The 20279-nt window shown below is 44.1% G+C and carries 16 protein-coding genes; all 16 read left to right on the forward strand.

Annotated elements, in window-relative coordinates; all coding sequences use genetic code 11:
- Positions 1 to 160: 160 nt before the first annotated feature.
- The 16 genes from BLW31_RS14080 to BLW31_RS14155 all read left to right on the forward strand — a co-directional run bounded on the left by BLW31_RS14080 (position 161) and on the right by BLW31_RS14155 (position 20197).
- Entirely contained in the window at positions 161 to 1408 is a 1248-nt protein-coding gene (locus BLW31_RS14080; protein ID WP_010538780.1) for an efflux RND transporter periplasmic adaptor subunit, read from the forward strand.
- 71 nt (positions 1409 to 1479) lie between these two features.
- Entirely contained in the window at positions 1480 to 2145 is a 666-nt protein-coding gene (locus BLW31_RS14085; protein ID WP_010538779.1) for an ABC transporter ATP-binding protein, read from the forward strand.
- A gap of 31 nt (positions 2146 to 2176) precedes the next feature.
- Positions 2177 to 2797: a GIN domain-containing protein gene (locus tag BLW31_RS14090; protein WP_010538778.1), complete on the forward strand. Its 621-nt coding sequence runs from the start codon at positions 2177 to 2179 to the stop codon at positions 2795 to 2797.
- Positions 2798 to 2840: 43 nt separating this feature from the next.
- Positions 2841 to 4130 carry an ABC transporter permease gene (locus tag BLW31_RS14095; RefSeq protein WP_010538777.1) on the forward strand — a complete coding sequence of 430 codons (1290 nt, stop codon included), beginning with the start codon at positions 2841 to 2843 and terminating at the stop codon, positions 4128 to 4130.
- Between the two features lie 32 nt (positions 4131 to 4162).
- Positions 4163 to 5416 carry an ABC transporter permease gene (locus tag BLW31_RS14100; protein WP_010538776.1) on the forward strand — a complete coding sequence of 418 codons (1254 nt, stop codon included), beginning with the start codon at positions 4163 to 4165 and terminating at the stop codon, positions 5414 to 5416.
- A gap of 84 nt (positions 5417 to 5500) precedes the next feature.
- Positions 5501 to 8110, forward strand: a complete 2610-nt coding sequence (locus BLW31_RS14105) for a sensor histidine kinase (RefSeq protein ID WP_010538775.1) — start codon at positions 5501 to 5503, stop codon at positions 8108 to 8110.
- 131 nt (positions 8111 to 8241) lie between these two features.
- On the forward strand, positions 8242 to 9720 hold the full coding sequence (locus BLW31_RS14110) for a TolC family protein (RefSeq protein WP_010538774.1): 1479 nt from the start codon (positions 8242 to 8244) through the stop codon (positions 9718 to 9720).
- A 68-nt stretch (positions 9721 to 9788) separates the two neighbouring features.
- The gene (locus BLW31_RS14115; RefSeq protein ID WP_010538773.1) at positions 9789 to 11138 is read left to right on the forward strand and encodes a sigma-54-dependent transcriptional regulator; all 1350 of its coding nucleotides are present in this window, start codon (positions 9789 to 9791) and stop codon (positions 11136 to 11138) included.
- 15 nt (positions 11139 to 11153) lie between these two features.
- On the forward strand, positions 11154 to 12446 hold the full coding sequence (locus BLW31_RS14120; protein WP_010538772.1) for a sensor histidine kinase: 1293 nt from the start codon (positions 11154 to 11156) through the stop codon (positions 12444 to 12446).
- A 100-nt stretch (positions 12447 to 12546) separates the two neighbouring features.
- The gene (locus BLW31_RS14125; RefSeq protein WP_032837142.1) at positions 12547 to 15099 is read left to right on the forward strand and encodes a DUF5686 and carboxypeptidase-like regulatory domain-containing protein; all 2553 of its coding nucleotides are present in this window, start codon (positions 12547 to 12549) and stop codon (positions 15097 to 15099) included.
- A gap of 108 nt (positions 15100 to 15207) precedes the next feature.
- Complete coding sequence (locus BLW31_RS14130) at positions 15208 to 16497, forward strand: inositol-3-phosphate synthase (RefSeq protein ID WP_008762240.1); 1290 nt, start codon at positions 15208 to 15210, stop codon at positions 16495 to 16497.
- A gap of 86 nt (positions 16498 to 16583) precedes the next feature.
- A complete protein-coding gene (locus tag BLW31_RS14135) occupies positions 16584 to 17063 on the forward strand; it encodes a phosphatidylglycerophosphatase A family protein (protein ID WP_010538770.1) in 480 nt (159 codons plus the stop codon).
- Between the two features lie 14 nt (positions 17064 to 17077).
- Positions 17078 to 17542: a GtrA family protein gene (locus BLW31_RS14140; protein ID WP_010538769.1), complete on the forward strand. Its 465-nt coding sequence runs from the start codon at positions 17078 to 17080 to the stop codon at positions 17540 to 17542.
- 40 nt (positions 17543 to 17582) lie between these two features.
- Positions 17583 to 18251, forward strand: a complete 669-nt coding sequence (locus BLW31_RS14145; RefSeq protein ID WP_010538768.1) for a CDP-alcohol phosphatidyltransferase family protein — start codon at positions 17583 to 17585, stop codon at positions 18249 to 18251.
- A gap of 36 nt (positions 18252 to 18287) precedes the next feature.
- Positions 18288 to 19205, forward strand: a complete 918-nt coding sequence (locus BLW31_RS14150; RefSeq protein WP_029425630.1) for a phosphoinositol dihydroceramide synthase — start codon at positions 18288 to 18290, stop codon at positions 19203 to 19205.
- Positions 19205 to 20197 (forward strand): lysylphosphatidylglycerol synthase transmembrane domain-containing protein, encoded by a 993-nt coding sequence (locus BLW31_RS14155; RefSeq protein WP_010538766.1) that lies wholly within the window; start codon positions 19205 to 19207, stop codon positions 20195 to 20197. Before BLW31_RS14150 ends, BLW31_RS14155 begins: the two co-directional genes overlap by 1 nt.
- Positions 20198 to 20279: the final 82 nt, after the last annotated feature.

Raw genomic sequence — 20279 nt, forward strand, 5'->3', positions numbered from 1 at the left:
GCGTCACTATATTTTTGAGCGGTGAATTCGTACAGGGTGTCCGATATCGGACACCCTGTTTTTGTTACTATCCATTGTTAATCAGATGATTATGATTTTGGCATAGATTTGGTATAATAAAAGGCAAAACAACTGAATGTGAAATTGTAAATACTTAGATATGGACAGAGAAATTCCGAAAGAGGTGCGCAATAAAGAACGCAATAAAAAAATCATCCGTTATTCATCAATAGGAGCAGCAGGTATTATTCTTGTCGGCGTACTTATATCAATCATGCGGACAGGAGTGGAAAAGAAGGATCTGGTACTTTCTACGATTGACAAAGGGATGATTGAAGTTAGTGTCAGTGCATCCGGCAAAGTAGTTCCCGCATTTGAAGAAATTATCAATTCACCTATCAACAGCCGCATCGTCGAGGTGTACAAAAAAGGTGGGGACAGTGTGGAAGTAGGTACTCCGATTTTGAAACTCGATCTTCAGAGCACGGAAACAGAATATAAGAAACTGCTTGACGAAGAGCAGATGCGCCGCTATAAGCTGGATCAGCTCCGTGTTAATAATCAGACGAAACTTTCTGATATGGCGATGCAGATTAAGGTTTCCGCCATGAAGTTGAGTCGTATGAAAGTAGAACTTCGAAATGAACATTATCTGGATAGTCTGGGAGCAGGAACCACAGATAAAGTGCGTCAGGCAGAATTGAGTTATAACGTAGCACAGCTGGAATACGAGCAGCTTCAACAGCAATATAAGAACGAAAAAGAAGTAGCGGCAGCCGAATTGAAAGTACAGGAACTGGATTTCAATATCTTTCGTAAAAGTCTTGCCGAAATGAAGCGTACACTGGACGATGCCCAGATTCGTTCTCCGCGTAAAGCTATTCTTACCTATATTAATAATCAGATTGGTGCCCAGATATCCCAAGGCGGACAGGTAGCTGTCATTTCAGATTTAAGCCATTTTAAAGTAGAAGGTGAAATAGCTGATACGTATGGCGACCGGGTTGCTGCCGGAGGAAAAGCGGTTGTGAAGATAGGTAATGACAAACTGGAAGGAACGGTCAGCAGTGTGACACCTTTGTCTAAAAACGGAGTTATTTCCTTTACAGTGCAGTTGAAAGATGATAATAACCATCGTTTACGTTCGGGGCTGAAAACGGACGTTTATGTGATGAACGCCGTGAAAGAAGATGTAATGCGGATGGCGAACGCTTCTTTCTATGTAGGACGTGGTGAGTATGAGCTTTTTGTTCAGACGGCAGACGATGAGTTGGTGAAACGTAAAGTTCAACTAGGAGATTCAAACTTTGAATATGTGGAAGTGGTGAGTGGTTTGCAGCCGGGAGATGTAGTGGTTGTCAGTGATATGAGTTCTTACAAGAACAAGAATAAGCTGAAAATGAGATAAAACGGATAATAGGTTTCGTATGGGTTGGGTATAATGAAATATGATATAGAATAAATTAAATACTTATAATTATGATAACATTGACTTCTCTTTCCAAGATTTACCGTACGGACGAGATCGAAACGGTCGCATTGGAAAATGTGAACCTGACAGTAGAACGCGGGGAATTTCTGAGTATTATGGGACCGTCCGGATGTGGTAAATCCACGTTGCTGAATATCATGGGGCTGCTTGATGCACCTACAACGGGGACGATTGAAATTAATGGTACGCACACCGAGGGAATGAAAGATAAGCAACTGGCGGCTTTCCGTAACAAAACGCTGGGTTTTGTATTCCAGTCCTTCCATCTGATTAACTCGCTCAATGTGATGGATAATGTTGAATTACCGTTGCTCTATCGTCGTATCAGCAATAGTGAACGTAAACGTCTGGCAAAAGAAGTACTGGAAAAAGTCGGATTAAGTCATCGTATGAATCACTTCCCTACGCAACTTTCCGGTGGTCAGTGCCAGCGTGTGGCAATAGCACGTGCAATCGTTGGCAATCCGGAGATCATTCTTGCCGATGAGCCTACCGGTAATCTGGATTCTAAGATGGGAGCGGAAGTCATGGAACTTCTCCATCGGCTGAATAAGGAAGACGGGCGTACGATTGTGATGGTAACGCATAATGAAGAACAGGCTAAACAGACCTCCAGGACTATTCGTTTCTTTGACGGTCGCCAGGTGCAGTAATCTCTAGTTGAAAATTCTAAAACAGATAATCATGACGAAGAATATTTTTATAACAGCAGTGGCCGTATTGTTAAGTGTGGCACTTTGTCCGCTTTGGGCACAAAATGTGAGTGAAGACTGTAAAGTGGGCGAATTTTCCGCAATCAATCTTCAGTCTGTAGGTAACATTGTCTTTACTCAGTCGGACACATATTCCTGTAGGATGGAAGGACCTTTTGAGTATGTTGATAAGACCAAAGTAACCGTAAAGGGAGAAACATTAGTTATCGAATATAAGCAGAAGAATGTAAAAAACGTCAAGAACCTGACATTTTATATAACAGCTCCGGATTTGAACAACGTCAAGATAGATGGTGTCGGTAACTTCAATGCCAGAGAATCTTTGAAACTGAAAAACATTACTTTTAAACTTGATGGAGTAGGAAATTGTGAGGTGAAAAATCTTCGTTGTGATGAGGTGCAATTAATAGTAGACGGAGTAGGGAATATGGAAATGAATGTAAACTGTAATACTATAAAAGCCAAGGTGGATGGGGTGGGGAATATCACTTTGTCCGGCAAGGCAGACAGGGCTTCTCTGAAACGTGACGGAGTGGGGAGAATCAATCATAAAAAGTTGAAATGTCCGGATGTGAGCACTAAAGGCTGGTGATTCTGATAAGTATGAAAATGAATGAGAAGATAATGCAACAACAATGATAAAACTCTATTTCAAACAAGCATTTCACCTGTTGAAGGAGAATAAGTTACTTTCTTCTATCTCCATCATAGGTACGGCATTGGCTATCGCTATGATTATGGTGATCGTCATCACATTGCGTGCTACCATTGCACCTTTTGCTCCGGAAAGTTACCGTGACCGCATGTTGATTTTCAGGTATGCAGGTTTTCAGTATAAAACTAATGAGAACTGGCAGAGTAACGGCCCTGTTTCTTATAAGACAGCGAAAGCTTGTTTTAAAGATATGACTACGCCCGAGGCCGTTTCTATAACTAGCAGTTTTGCGGAAACGATGTTGGCCGCCAAGCCTGCGGGTGAAAAGGTTAGTTGCAGCGTATTGCAGGTGGATGATGATTTCTGGAAAGTATTCCAGTTCGATTTCCTTTCGGGGTATCCGTTTGATAAGGCAACTTTTGATGCCGGTGCAACAAAGGCAGTGATAACTGAGGATATAGCCCGCCAATTGTTCGGAACGACGGATGTAGTCGGAAAAACATTCCTTTTAAATCATTCTGCTTATATGATTTGTGGGGTAGTGCGCCCTGTTTCCAAACTGGCACGATATGCTTATGCCCAGATATGGATTCCTTTGAGTTCTACGGATGCGTTTACTGCCAGTTGGGAAAACTATGGAATTATGGGAATGGTGAGTGTTTACATTCTGGCTAAATCGCAGGATGATTTTCCGGCGATCCGTATGGAAGCCGAACGTCTTAGGGACAAATATATGGAAGGTTATCCGGATTATAAATTACTTTATCGTGACCAGCCGGACACTTATTTCGTAGCGGCACAACGATATTCGGCCAATAATCCTCCGGCTGTGAAGCAGGCTGTCCGTCAGTATGTAATAACTTTAATCATTTTGTTGATTGTTCCTGCTGTCAACCTTTCCGGACTGACATTGTCGCGTATGCGCAAACGTCTTTCTGAAATTGGTGTTCGAAAAGCTTTTGGTGCACCTAGACGCGAACTGATGATGCAGGTGCTTTCTGAAAATATGCTTTATTCACTGTTGGGTGGAGTGCTCGGATTAGTTTTGAGTTATGCCGCTACCTTCTTCTTGGGAAGTATGCTGTTTTCTATAGACTTTATGGATAATGGTGTGACGGATTTGCGTGCAATGTGTATGGATCTGTTGTTCGATCCTGCTGTATTCTTGCTGGCGTTCTTTGCTTGCTTCACACTTAATTTATTGAGTGCGGCAATTCCGGCATGGAGAGTGACACGGACCAATATTGTGGATGCCATCAATGAGAGATAACCGGAACATTCAACAAACTAATTTTAAAAAAGATGCAACTGTTAAAACAAATATGGAATGAACGCCGTTCGAATGGGTGGCTGTGGGCAGAATTGCTGATTGTTTTCGTTGTACTGTGGTACATTGTCGATTGGACTTATGCAACGGCGCGTACTTATTACGAACCGTTGGGATATGATATTACCAATACTTACTATCTGGAACTCAGTCTGAAAAATAATAAGAGTGATTCTTATATCCCGAAAGGACAGAAAGAAACGACGACAGGGCAAGACATTATTGAGCTGACTAACCGCCTGCGTCGTTTGCCGGAAGTGGAGGCAGTCTCCATATCAGTGAATGCACGTCCGTATATAGGAAGTAATTCCGGTATCAGATTTCGCCTTGATACGTTGGTACGTAGTCCGTTGAAACGTCCGGTGACGCCGGAATTCTTTCAGGTATTCCGTTATCAGAGCGCGGATGGTCAGGGCTATCGGCCTTTGGTGCAGGCTATAAAGAATGGAAATTCGGTTATTGGTGAGAATATATGGCCCGACGATTATAAAGGTGACCGCACACTACTCGGAAAAGAAGTAATAAATGTGGATGATTCTACCAATGTCTATAAAATAGCCGCCGTATCTACCAAAGTACGTTACAATGACTTTTGGTCTAATTATGGTGACCGATATATGGCTGTACCTTTTACAGAGACAGAGTTAGCCGAGAATAATGACGACCTGTATCCAGTCAATGTTGAAGTTTGCCTGCGTGTAAAGCCGAATACCGCTGCCGGTTTTTCGGAACGTCTGATGGAACTCTCGGATACTCAGTTAAGTGTAGGAAACCTCTTCATACTGAAAGTACACGATTACGAAGCGATACGCGAAATCTACAATCGTAGCAATGTCAATCAGATGCAGACGCGGTTCTGGATGATGGGTTTCCTGCTGGTTAATATACTCTTGGGCATTGTCGGTACGTTTTGGTTCCGCACCCAGCACCGTCGTGGAGAGCTCGGACTTCGTATTGCAGTCGGTTCCACCCGTATGGGGATTTGGCACCGTCTTAATAAAGAAGGATTGTTGCTGTTGACTCTGGCTGCTGTTCCTGCTGCTGTTCTTTGTTATAATATAGGATATCTGGAACTGACAGAAGGTGGTATAGAATGGAGTATCCTTCGTTTTCTTATAGCGTTCTGTGCGACCTGTTTTTTGATGGCTTTGATGATACTCATAGGCATTTGGTTCCCTGCCCGGCAGGCCATTCGCGTGCAGCCGGCAGAAGCCTTGCGGGAGGAATAAAAAACTGGAGCTATTTGCATTGTTTTCAATATAATAACTTATCTTTGTAGGCAAAATGTTGAAAACAATGCAGCTTCTTAGCTTATGAACCGACAATATTACTGTTTGTTTGTAGTTTTGCTCTTTGCTGTTTTTGCCCGGGTGGCGGCAGCGGAACACACATACAACGTACTTTTTATTCAATCATATACCTCTCAAACTCCCTGGCACAATGACCTGAATGAGGGGTTGGCAAAGGGGTTCAGAGAGAATGGACTGACTGTGAATATTACTACTGAATATCTGGATGCGGATTTTTGGTCATTCAACTCAGAGAAGGTGATTATGCGCCGTTTTTGTCAGCGCGCCCGTGACAAGAAAACGGATCTGATTATCACAGCAAGCGATGAGGCTTTCTACACACTTTTTTCTTCCGGCGATTCGTTGCCTTATCAGGTTCCGGTTGTGTTTTTTGGAATCAAGTATCCCGATAATGAACTTATAGCGAGCCTCCCTAATGTATGTGGATTTACCGCCAATCCTGATTTTCATGTAATTTTAAAGCAGGCACGAAAGGTATTTCCCCAGCGGAAAGAAGTGATATGCGTGATTGACAACAGCTTTCTGAGTAACAAGGGGCGTGAGGACTTCAAACAAGAGTGGTTGCTTTTTCAGGAGGAAAATCCGGATTACAACATGAAACTCTACAATACCCAGCACGAGTCAACCAATCATATTATTGCAGCTATCTGCTATCCCCGCAATAGTTATGCGCGTATTGTTGTTGCCCCGAAATGGTCACCATTCCTTTCATTTGTTGGGAAGAACTCCAAAGCTCCCGTCTTTTCCAGTCAGAATGTGGGATTGATGAACGGTGTATTTGCTGCGTATGATGCGGATGCATATACTTCTGCGGTATCTGCTGCAACGAAGGCATCGAGAGTCTTGAAGGGTGAATCTCCATTGGAGTTGGGAGTGACGGAGACAAAGCAAGGATTTATTTTCGACTACAAGCAGCTGGACTTTTTTCACATAGATCCGGATAAGGTGTCTTCCAGCGGTGTCATTGTCAATCGCCCGTATTGGGAAAGATACAAATTATTATTTATTTTCCTCTATCCATCTATTCTGGCATTGCTGATAGCCTCTATTGTGTGGCTGATTCGCGTTAACCGACGTGAAGCCAAACGGCGGATACATGCCCAGACTCGCTTGCTGGTACAGAATAAACTGGTGGAGCAGCGTAATGAATTTGATAATATCTTCCATTCCATACGTGACGGTGTGATTACGTATGATACCGATCTTCATATCCACTTCACGAACCGTTCTCTGCTGAAGATGCTTCATTTGCCATCGGAATCGGGAGGACGGAATTATGAAGGAATGATGGCGGGCAGTATTTTCAAGATATACTATAATGGTCAGGATATCCTTCACAATATGTTGAGGAAGGTGGAAGAAACCGGGCAAAGTATTATTATTCCTGATGGTTCCTTTATGAAAGAAGTCCACAGTGAGCATTATTTCCCGGTTTCCGGAGAGATTGTTCCGATCCATTCCGGAGGACAGATTACAGGCATGGCTCTTTCAGCACGTAACGTATCAGATGAAGAAATGCAGAAACGTTTCTTTAACATGGCTGTGGAGGAGAGTGCCATCTACCCCTGGCAGTTTGATGTGGAGAGTAACAGCTTCATTTTTCCGCAAGGATTTCTTGTGCGCTTTGGGTATGACGGATCGATCACTTCCATTACCCGTGATGAAATGGATCGTATGGTTTATCCGGAGGATTTGAAGGAAATGCGTATTCTCTTTGATAAAACATTGGCGGGAAAAGAAACCAATACCCGTTTGAATTTCCGTCAGCGTAATGCCAATGGAGAATATGAATGGTGGGAATACCGTTCCTCTGTCATTTCCGGTCTGACAAGAGACTCGTTGTATAATATATTAGGTGTATGTCAAAGTATCCAGCGTTATAAAACAGCGGAACAGGAGATGCGGGAGGCACGTGATAAAGCGCTCCAGGCAGATAAACTGAAATCGGCTTTCCTTGCCAATATGAGCCATGAGATCCGTACGCCGTTGAATGCTATTGTCGGTTTCTCCGACTTACTGAGTGATACAAGTGGCTTTACCGAAGAAGAAATAGCACAATTTATAGCAACGATCAATAAGAATTGCGGGCTGTTGCTTGCATTGATTAACGATATTCTTGATTTATCACGTATCGAGTCGGGAACAATGGAATTTATGTTTGCCAATCATAATTTGCCTCTGCTGCTGAAGACTGTGCATGATTCGCAACGGCTGAATATGCCACCGAGAGTAGAGTTGGTTCTTCGTATGCCCGACAATGAGAAAAAATATCTGGTGACAGATAATGTCCGTTTGCAACAAGTCGTAAATAATCTGATAAATAATGCTGCTAAGTTTACGAGTTACGGCTCCATCACTTTCGGATATGAGGAAGATGAAGACCCCGGATACACCAGAATCTTTGTAGAAGATACAGGAGTCGGTATTTCCGAAGAGGGTATCCGGCATATCTTCGAACGATTCTATAAAGTGGATAACTTTACTCAGGGGGCAGGGCTGGGATTAAGTATCTGCCAGACGATCGTTGAACGTCTGAAAGGTACTATCTTTGTGACCTCCGAAGTAGGCAAGGGAACTCGTTTCACAGTACGTATCCCGAATTTCTGCGAATAAAACAGAACGTTCATTTTTGTGCATAGTGTCCGAAAATGAACACTGGCGTCTTTTTATAAACGATTGATAGTAAATGTATTATTCTTTTGGCACATGGTTTGATTCTATCTGAATGGAAAATACCGTGTACAATGAAAAAGAAAAGTATATTGTTTGTTTTGGCTGCAGTTTGCCTGCCTTTGGCAGTGTCGGCACAGAAGGAGAGGGAAATCACCTTGAATGAAGCTATCGCTATGGCGCGTGTGCAGTCTGTTGACGCTGCTGTTGCCTTGAATGAGTTAAAAACATCTTATTGGGAATATCGGACCTTCCGTGCCGATCTTCTTCCGGAAATTAATTTGAAAGGAACATTGCCTAATTACAATAAGTCTTACGGTTCCTATCAGAATCCTGACGGCTCTTATAGTTTTGTCCGCAACAGTGCTTTAGGGCTTTCCGGTGAACTCTCCATCGACCAGAATATCTGGCTTACCGGTGGGCAACTTTCATTGACCTCCTCTCTCGACTACCTGAAGCAGTTAGGTAATAATGGTGACCGTCACCTGATGTCTGTTCCCGTCACTTTGAAACTGACGCAACCGATTCTTGGCGTGAATAACGTGAAGTGGAACCGGCGTATAGAACCTGTACGCTATGCCGAAGCGAAAGCGGAGTTTATCACGGCTACCGAAGAAGTAACGATGCGGACTATTACCTATTATTTTGATCTGCTGTTGGCGAAAGAGACTCTTGGAACTGCACGGCAGAATCTGACGAATGCCAATCAACTTTACGAGGTTGCTATAGCTAAACGCAAGATGGGGCAGATTTCAGAAAATGAGCTTCTTCAATTAAAACTTTCGGCTCTGAATGCGAAAGCCGCATTGACTGAAGCGGAAAGTGATCTGAATGCCAAAATGTTTCAGCTCCGTGCTTTTCTGGGAATAGGAGAGGATGAAGTCCTTTGTCCTGTGGTTCCCGAGACCGTAGACGGTGGCAAGATGGAATATAATATGGTATTGAATAAGGCACTGGAACGTAATTCCTTTGCTCAGAATATTCGTCGCCGCCAGCTGGAGGCCGATTATGCGGTAGCTACGGCGCGTGGCAATCTGCGCAGCATTAATTTGTTTGCCAGTGTGGGGTATACGGGGGAGAGTCGTGAACTTTCCAGTGTTTATAAAAACTTGCAGGACAATCAGATTGTGCAGGTAGGTGTTCAGATTCCGATTCTGGACTGGGGAAAGAGACGTGGAAAGGTACGGGTAGCGAAAAGCAACCGGGATGTAGTGCTTTCGAAAATCCGGCAGGAACAGATCAATTTCAACCAGGATATTTTCTTGCTGGTAGAGCATTTCAATAACCAGGCACAACAGTTGGCAATAGCCAAAGAAGCGGACGGAATAGCACAGCAACGTTACAAGACCAGTATTGAAACCTTCCTGATTGGTAAAATCAACACGCTGGACTTGAATGATGCACAGAACTCCAAAGATGAAGCGCGCCGGAAACATATCTCCGAACTTTATTATTACTGGTATTACTTTTATCAGATTCGTAGTCTGACTCTTTGGGATTTTCAGGCTAACACAGAATTAGAGGCTGACTTTGAAGAAATAGTACGGCAATAGCTATTAATCAGAGAATCTGTTGCCGGTGTTGAGTATTTGCGATATCTTTGTCATAAGAAATATAAGCTATGATTTTAATAATAGACGACGACAGTGCAGTGCGTTCTTCACTCAGTTTTATGCTGAAGCGGGCCGGTTATGAAGCACAGGCAGTTCCCGGTCCCCGGGAAGCTATGGAGGTGGTACGTTCCGTAGTGCCGGATTTAATCTTGATGGATATGAACTTCACCCTTTCTACTACGGGCGAAGAAGGTCTGACACTGCTAAAGCAAGTGAAAATATTCCGTCCGGAGACTCCGGTGATACTGATGACTGCATGGGGAAGCATACAGCTGGCAGTGCAAGGTATGCAGGCAGGAGCTTTCGATTTTATCACCAAACCTTGGAATAACGCGGCATTATTGCAGCGTATTGAGACAGCTTTGGAACTGGCGGGCTCTTTCAAAGAGACAACGCAGGAGCAGAATGAAACTTTTGACCGTCGGCATATCATCGGTCGCAGTCAGGGGCTGATGGAAGTACTGAATACCATTGCCCGTATAGCGAAGACGAATGCTTCCGTATTGATAACCGGAGAAAGTGGGACAGGTAAGGAACTGATAGCTGAAGCGATACATATCAACAGTCAGCGTGCCAGACAACCTTTTGTTAAAGTGAACCTGGGAGGAATATCCCAAAGCCTGTTCGAAAGTGAAATGTTCGGTCACAAGAAAGGAGCTTTTACAGATGCTTCCTCCGACCGTATCGGACGTTTTGAAATGGCGAATAAAGGGACGATTTTCCTGGACGAAATTGGTGATCTCGATCCTTCCTGTCAGGTAAAGCTCTTGCGGGTGTTACAGGATCAGACGTTTGAAGTATTGGGAGACAGCCGTCCGCGCAAGACCGATATCCGTGTTGTCTCTGCTACCAATGCCGATTTGCGCAAGATGGTGAGTGAACGTACTTTCCGGGAAGATTTGTTTTACCGTATCAATCTGATAACAGTCAAACTGCCGGCTTTGCGTGAACGTCGGGAGGATATTCCTTTGCTGGCACGTCACTTTGCCGATCGTCAGGCAGAAGCCAATGGGCTTCCCCGCACTGAATTTTCTGCGGATGCTATGCAGTTCCTGAGCCGTTTACCCTATCCGGGAAATATCAGGGAGTTGAAGAATCTGGTAGAGCGTACGATTCTAGTCAATGGGAAACCGATACTTGATGCTGCCGATTTTGATGCTCAATATATCCGTCATGAAGATCAGAAAGTTGCCGAAGGCGTTTCTTTGGCAGGTATGACGCTGGATGAAATAGAACGGCAGACAATTCTGCAGGCTTTGGAACGTCATAAAGGAAATCTGAGTCAGGTAGCCACGGCACTTGGCATCAGTCGCGCTGCACTCTATCGGCGTCTGGAGAAGTTTGGAATCAGTGTTTAGCAGATAACTATCATTATGCGTATAAAAGGATTCTTTGGTATACTCGTTTTCCTGCTTCTGTTGTTGGGAGGTGGATTACTTTTTCTTTCAAGCCGGTTGAACCTGATCTATTTCTATGTAGGGGAGGGGCTGATCCTTTTTATCCTGTGCTATCTCCAGTTTTTCTATCGTAAGATTGTAAAGCCGCTGAACTCTATCGGAAGCGGTATGGAATTGTTGCGTGAACAGGATTTCAGCAGTCGGCTAAGTCCTGTGGGACAATATGAAGCCGATCGTATCGTGAACGTCTTTAACCGGATGATGGAACAACTTAAGAACGAACGTCTTCGCCTCCGCGAACAAAACAACTTCCTTGACTTGCTGATTAAAGCTTCTCCGATGGGAGTTATCATCACCTCTCTGGATGATGATCTTTCAGAGCTTAACCCGATGGCACAGAAGATGCTGGGGGTCCGTCAGGAAGATGTTCAAGGTAGGAAAATGAGCGAGATAGACTCTCCGCTTGCTGTTGAACTGGCAAATGTTCCAAAAGGAGAGACAGTGACCGTCCGCCTGAATGACTCGAATATTTATAGATGTACGCATTCTTCTTTTATTGACCGTGGATTTCAGCATCCTTTCTTCCTGATAGAAAGTCTGACGGACGAAGTAATGAAGGCCGAGAAAAAAGCCTATGAGAAAGTGATCCGCATGATTGCCCATGAGGTGAACAATACCACAGCCGGAATCACCTCTACACTGGATACAGTAGAGCAGGCGCTTTCTACCGAAGAAGAGATGGATGATATATGCGATGTCATGCGTGTATGCATCGAACGCTGTTTCTCGATGAGCCGTTTTATCACTCGTTTTGCCGATGTAGTGAAGATCCCCGAGCCAACGCTTACTTCGGTCGACCTGAATGACCTCGCATTTACGTGTAAGCGTTTTATGGAGGGCATGTGTACCGACCGGAATATAACCCTTCGTCTGGAGATAGACGAAACGTTGAAAGAAGTAAAAATGGATGCCTCTCTTTTCGAACAAGTACTGGTGAACATCATCAAGAATGCTGCGGAAAGTATCGAAAAGGATGGAGAAATTATTGTCCGTACCCTTTCTCCCGCCATTATCGAAGTGGTAGATAATGGCAAGGGAATCAGCAAGGAAACAGAGGCAAAGCTGTTTAGCCCGTTCTTTTCCACTAAACCCAATGGGCAGGGAATCGGACTGATCTTTATCCGTGAGGTTCTGATGCGTCATGGCTGTACCTTCTCTTTGCGGACGTATACCGACGGATTGACCAGATTCCGTATTCTTTTTCCCTGATCAAACGTCAAAGGAGAACAGTTCTTCCGCTATATAGACCTTTTTTTGTTCTAAAATCCCTCATACCTTTGCCCCGCTCAATTCAATAGGATATCAAGGTATGAGATTAATAATCAAAGGTGCATTATCGCTCTTTCTTTTATTGGCTGTCAGTGTTCCGCTAAATGCCCAGTACATAGTGCAAGGCGTGGTGACTGATTCTCTGACAAGAGAACCTTTATCTTATGTATCCGTACGCCTGAAAAATACGACCGAAGGAACAACTACCGGAAGTGATGGCCGCTTTTACTTCAAGACACACCGTTCCGAAGGAACCCTTGTTATTTCGACCGTAGGCTATAATGAATACAGCCGTTTGATTCATCCGGCCCGTAACCTTTCGTATAAGGTAGCTCTTTCTCCTGCTACGTATGCTCTCAATGAAGTACTGGTAAAACCCAAGCGGGAACATTACAAGAAGAAAGACAATCCTGCCGTGGAGTTTGTCCGCCGGATGATAGAACACCGTGACGACCATTCACCCAATGAAAAGGATTTCTGGCAACGGGAGCGTTATGAGAAGACAACCTTTGCCCTGAATAATTTCGACGAGGAGAAACAGAAGAAATGGTTATACCGTAAATTCGACTTCCTGACAGAGTATGTGGATACTTCCGCCGTAACCGGAAAACCTATCCTGACTGTATCTGCACGGGAACTGCTTGCTACCGACTATTACCGTAAATCCCCTCATTCCGAAAAGCAATGGGTAAAGGGGCGCAAACAGGCGGGGGTAGATGAATTTCTTTCCAAACAAGGAATGCAGGCTGCTATCAATGAAGTTTTTAAAGACGTAGATATTTACGAGAACAACATTTCTCTGTTCACTAATAAGTTTGTCAGTCCTTTGTCCCGTATCGGTACAGGATTCTACAAATATTACCTGATGGATACTTTGCAGATAGGTGGTGAAACATGTGCAGATCTTGCCTTCACTCCTTTTAATTCCGAGTCTTTCGGCTTTAACGGACACCTCTACGTGACACTCGACTCCACTTATTTCGTCAAACGTGCCGTGCTGAACTTCCCAAAGAAAATCAATCTGAACTTCGTAGACTATATGTTGCTCGAACAAGAGTTCAAGCGTGCGGAAGACGGTACCCGTTTGCTCGACCACGAAAGCATCACCGTAGAATTTAAACTGACTGAAGGACAAGACGGTATCTTTGCCCGTCGGGTAGCAGATTACAGTAACTATTCTTTTGCTCCGACCGCAGAAGCTGATAAAGTTTTCGGCAAGCCGGAACGCATCATCGAAGAAACCGAAGCCTTGTCACGTCCCGAAACCTTCTGGGCGGAGAATCGTCCGCAAGCAGCCATCTCCCAACAGGAGAATTCGGTAGATCGCCTGATGACACAGCTACGTGGCTATCCGGTTTACTATTGGACGGAGAAGATATTATCCATTCTTTTCACCGGATATATTCCTACTTCTAAGGAAGCGCCTCTTTTCTATATCGGGCCGATGAACGCGACAATCAGTGGTAATACCCTCGAAGGACCGCGTATTCGTGGTGGTGGGATGACGACCGCATGGCTTAATCCCCATCTGTTTGGCAAAGGATATATTGCTTACGGATTTAAAGATGAAAGAGTAAAAGGGTTGGCGGAAATTGAATACTCATTCAAGAAGAAGAAAGAATATGCCAACGAGTTCCCCGTTCATTCGTTGAAAGTACGCTATGAGTCGGACGTTAATCAATACGGTCAGAACTACCTTTATACAAGTAAGGACAACGTATTCCTTGCCTTGAAACGTGAGAAGGATGACCGTATCGGTTATTATCAGCAAGCAGAAATGACTTATACCAATGAGTTCTATTCCGGCTTTTCTTTCCAGCTCACGGCACGCCGGCGGACAGACGAATCTACCTATCTTATCCCTTTCTTGAAGAAAGAGGGGGAGGTCTATTCTCCGGTCAAAGACTTCTCTACCAGTGCGGCAGAATTAAAACTGCGTTATGCGCCGAATGAGAAATTTTTCCAGACGCAGTGGAACCGCTTTCCCGTATCGCTGGATGCTCCGGTGTTTACGCTGTCGCATACCATTGCCGGAAAAGGAGTGCTAGGAAGCGACTATACTTATAATCATACTGAAGCAGGCATACAGAAACGTTTCTGGTTTTCCGCTTTCGGTTATACAGATATTATATTGAAAGCCGGGAAGGTGTGGGACAAAGTACCGTTTCCGCTGCTCATCATGCCCAATGCGAACCTTTCTTATACCATTCAGCCGGAATCTTATTCATTAATGAACGCAATGGAATTCATGAATGACGAATATTTCTCATGGGATGTGACGTATTTCCTCAACGGATGGCTGTTCAATCGCATACCTTTGTTGAAAAAACTGAAGTGGAGGGAAATAGTTTCCTGTCGTGGACTTTATGGGCATTTGAGTGATAAAAATAATCCGGATATGACCGATGGTTTGTTCGCTTTTCCGATAGCAAACACCCGTACAATGGGAAAAACACCTTACGTAGAAGCGGGTGTGGGCATTGAAAACATTTTCAAGGTATTACGTCTGGACTATGTCTGGCGGCTTACATACCGGGATTCTCCCGATGTTGATAAGTCCGGCTTGAGAATAAGTCTCCACATGACCTTTTAAAAGTTAAATCCTGCTAATTGCAATGTTTATATAGCAAACAAAGGTCGTATTAGTAATTAATTAATCTTATTTTTGCATCAATTTTAGTTTAATTTTAATAGAATAGAAATGAAACAAGAAATTAAACCCGCTACCGGACGTCTGGGCGTGTTAGTAGTTGGAGTAGGTGGTGCGGTAGCTACCACAATGATTGTAGGTACACTAGCCTCTCGCAAGGGACTGGCAAAACCGATAGGATCTATTACACAGTTAGCCACAATGCGCATGGAAAACAACGAAGAAAAACTCATCAAAGACGTTGTGCCTTTGACTGATTTGAACGACATTGTTTTCGGTGGTTGGGATATTTTCCCGGATAACGCATACGAAGCTGCCATGTATGCTGAGGTTTTGAAAGAAAAAGACCTGAATGGTGTGAAAGATGAACTGGAAGCTATCAAGCCTATGCCGGCAGCTTTCGATCACAACTGGGCGAAACGTCTGAACGGTACTCATATCAAGAAGGCTGCTACCCGTTGGGAAATGGTAGAACAACTCCGTCAGGACATCCGCGACTTCAAGGCTGCCAACAACTGCGAACGTGTGGTTGTATTGTGGGCTGCAAGTACCGAAATCTACATTCCGCTGTCTGACGAACACATGTCACTTGCTGCTTTGGAGAAAGCAATGAAAGATAACAATACAGAAGTTATCTCTCCGAGTATGTGTTATGCATATGCTGCTATTGCAGAAGATGCTCCGTTTGTAATGGGTGCTCCTAACTTGTGTGTAGATACTCCTGCAATGTGGGAATTCTCTAAACAAAAGAATGTACCTATTTCAGGAAAAGACTTCAAGAGCGGTCAGACACTGATGAAAACAGTATTGGCACCGATGTTCAAGACCCGTATGCTGGGTGTGAACGGCTGGTTCTCTACTAACATCCTGGGTAATCGTGACGGTGAAGTACTGGACGATCCGGACAACTTCAAGACAAAGGAAGTTAGTAAGCTGTCAGTAATCGACACTATCTTCGAACCGGAGAAATATCCGGACCTCTATGGAGACGTTTATCATAAAGTACGTATCAACTACTATCCTCCACGTAAGGACAACAAAGAAGCATGGGATAACATCGACATCTTCGGATGGATGGGCTATCCGATGGAAATCAAGGTAAACTTCCTTTGCCGTGACTCTATCCTTGCTGCTCCTATTGCACTCGATTTGGTGTTGTTCAGTGATTTGGCTATGCGTGCCGGCATGTGTGGCATCCAGACATGGTTGTCATTCTTCTGCAAGAGCCCGATGCACGATTTCGAACATCAGCCGGAACACGACCTGTTCACTCAATGGAGAATGGTAAAACAGACATTGCGTAACATGATTGGTGAAAAAGAACCTGATTATTTGGCTTAATTCGGGAAAATGTTCCTGATAAATATATAAACTTTCCCCTTTTCAGTAAGGGGAAAGTTTTATTATTCTACACGCTATTGGAAATAATGAAGAGACCCTCCTTTCTACCTGTTTTTATAGGCACGGGCTTTGGCTCCGGTTTTTCTCCTTTTGCTCCCGGTACGGCTGGGGCGTTGCTGGCTTCTATCATTTGGATTGCACTCTATTTTCTGCTTCCTTTCACTGTTGTATTGTGGGCGACTGCCGCTTTGGTGATTGTATTTACCTTTGCAGGCATTTGGGCTGCCAATAAGCTTGAATCTTGTTGGGGGGAAGACCCGTCACGCGTGGTGGTGGACGAGATGGTAGGAGTGTGGATTCCGTTGCTGGCTGTTCCCGATAATGGACACTGGTATTGGTACGTGACAGCTGCTTTTGCTCTGTTCCGCTTTTTCGATATTGTCAAACCATTGGGAGTACGCAAGATGGAGAGCCTCAAAGGAGGAGTAGGAGTGATGATGGATGATGTATTGGCGGGCGTGTATAGTTTTATCTTGTTAGCGGTGGCACGATGGGTGATTGGCTGAAAAGAGTTGCACGGATGATCTCGCAGAAGGGTGGAGTCTTCATGTTTTTGAGGGCGCAGCTTTCGGCTCAGATGGCGACTATTGCAGACTTTCTGGTGACTATCCTTCTGGTAAGGCTGTTTGATGTCTACTACGTATATGCTACTCTGGCAGGAGCTATTTACGGGGGGATTGTCAACTGCGTTATCAATTATAAATGGACTTTTAAATCTAAAGGAAAGAAAACACATATTGCTGTGAAGTTCATTATTGTATGGATTTGCAGTATTTGGCTGAATACTTGGGGAACGTATACTTTGACGGAATCGTTAGCGAGAATTCCATGGGTACGCGATACACTCAGCCAGTATTTCGGAGACTTTTTTATTATCCCTAAAGTGATAGTAGCAGTCATTGTAGCGTTGTTCTGGAATTATAATATGCAGCGCCTCTTTGTTTACCGGAATATAGATATAAGGAATTTATTCAAAAGGAATTGAAATAAAAACAGAAGATTTAGATAAAAACAGATTAAGGTATATGAATTATAGAGATTACTTACAGCAGGTGATTTATAAGATAATCAATCCTCTGATACATGGAATGATTAAAATAGGAATTACTCCCAACTTTATCACTACTACCGGGTTCATTCTGAATGTAGTGGCGGCAGGAATGTTTGTCTATGCCGGTATCTATGGCGGACAAGACGATTTGGCTATTATCGGATGGGCGGGAGGCGTTATCCTGTTTGCCGGATTGTTCGATATGATGGATGGCCGTGTGGCACGTCTGGGAAACATGAGTTCCAAGTTCGGTGCACTCTATGATTCGGTGCTCGACCGTTACAGTGAGCTGATGACTTTCTTCGGTATCTGCTATTATCTGTCGATGAAAGATTATTTCTTTTATGCGATTATCGCTTTTGTAGCCCTGATCGGCTCGTTGATGGTGAGCTATGTGCGTGCCCGTGCCGAAGGTCTGGGAATTGAATGCAAAGTAGGATTTATGCAACGTCCGGAACGTGTGGTGCTGACGAGTCTTGGTGCTTTGTTCTGTGGCGTATTTAAGGATATAACGGCTTTCGACCCGATGCTGATATTGATCGTGCCTTTGTCCTTTGTAGCCCTTTTCGCTAACATTACCGCTTTTGCGCGTGTAAGACATTGCTATAAAGTAATGATGGCGGACGAACGGAAGAATGCATAACTGAAAATATAAGTCGTGATGATACAAACAACTAAAATGCCATCGAAGAAAGAAACCTTGACGGTTCTTGTGATCATGGCTCTTTTTTTGCTGCTGACAACAGTCTTTATCGGACTTCGTTCCGAACACCTGCTGATAGCGGCACTCTATTTGATTTTATTCTTTGCCGGGCTGCCTACCCGGAAGCTGGCAGTAGCTCTTCTTCCCTTTGCCCTATTCGGTATTTCATATGACTGGATGCGCATTTGTCCTAACTACGAAGTGAATCCGATTGATGTAGAAGGACTTTATAATCTGGAGAAGTCTCTGTTCGGAGTGATGGACAATGGGGTACTGGTGACTCCGTGTGAATTTTTTGCCGCGCATCATTGGGCGATGGCAGACGTCTTTGCAGGTATCTTCTATCTTTGCTGGGTTCCTGTCCCCATCCTGTTCGGGCTTTGCCTCTATTTCAAAAAAGAACGGAAGACGTATCTTCGCTTTGCGCTGGTCTTTTTATTTGTAAATCTGATCGGTTTTGCCGGTTATTATATTCATCCGGCTGCTCCGCCCTGGTATGCCATTAACTACGGTTTTGAACCGATCCTGAATACTCCGGGTAATGTGGCAGGACTGGGCCGTTTCGACGAGATTTTCGGAGTGTCTGTCTTTGATTCCATTTATGGACGTAATGCGAATGTCTTTGCGGCGGTCCCCTCTCTCCATGCAGCTTATATGGTAGTTGCATTGGTGTATGCCATCATCGGCAAGTGCAGATGGTATGTGATTACTCTTTTTTCTATCATCATGGCGGGTATTTGGGGAACAGCTGTCTATTCATGCCATCACTACATCATTGACGTGTTGCTTGGAATCTCTTGCGCATTGACAGGCTGGTTGGTGTTCGAATACGGATTAATGAAAATCCGGGGATTCAGAAACTTCTTTGAACGATATTACCAGTATATTAAATAGTGAAGAATAAGTACCGCAATATATTCCTCGCATTCGGCATTGTTGCCGTCCTGATTATGATGTTCACTTTCGATATGGATTATCAGGAACTTTGGACGAATCTGAAACGTGCGGGAATATATTTGCCTTTGGTGCTGATCTTGTGGCTATCGGTCTATCTGATTAATACAGTATCGTGGTATATCATCATCCGTAGCGGCGGCAAACCGGGATTCTCGTTTGCCCGTCTCTACAAATTCACCGTTACCGGCTTTGCTCTTAATTATGTGACTCCCGTCGGACTGATGGGAGGGGAGCCTTACCGCATCATGGAGCTGAAACCCTATATCGGTGTAGAAAGGGCGACCTCTTCTGTGATCCTTTACGTGATGATGCACATCTTTTCTCATTTTTGTTTCTGGCTGACTTCCGTACTGCTTTATATCTGCCTGTATCCGGTAGGATGGGGAATGGGGATTATATTGGGTGCTATTACAATCTTCTGCCTGCTGATAGCATTGTTGTTTATCAAAGGTTATCAGCACGGGATGGCAGTCGCTTTTGTCCGTTTGGGCAGCCGTCTTCCTTTTCTGAAAAAGAAGGTGATTCACTTTGCCGAAGTGCATCGGGAGCAGTTGGAGAATATAGATCAACAGATTTCCCTTCTTCACCGGCAAAAGAAACAAACGTTTTATGCAGCCCTTTCCTTAGAGTACATGGCGCGTGTGGTCAGCTGTCTCGAAATATGGCTGATTCTTAATGTGCTGACAACCCATGTCAGCTTTGCCGACTGTTGCCTGATTGCCGCTTTTTCTTCATTATTGGCTAATCTTTTATTTTTCTTGCCGATGCAGCTGGGAGGTCGTGAAGGCGGTTTTGCCCTTGCTGTCGGTGGTCTTTCCCTTTCCGGAGCTTACGGAGTGTATGCCGCGTTGATTACCCGTGTACGCGAAATGGTTTGGATCGTTATCGGGCTTGCTCTTATGAAGGTAGGGAATAAGGTAAAAGAGTAGTGGTATCCGGAAAATATTACCCTAATTTTAATTGCGGATAGAACGGATTATTACATAAATTTATAACTTTGTGAGGCTTATA

The organism is Bacteroides faecis MAJ27, assembly GCF_900106755.1.
Classification (GTDB): domain Bacteria; phylum Bacteroidota; class Bacteroidia; order Bacteroidales; family Bacteroidaceae; genus Bacteroides; species Bacteroides faecis.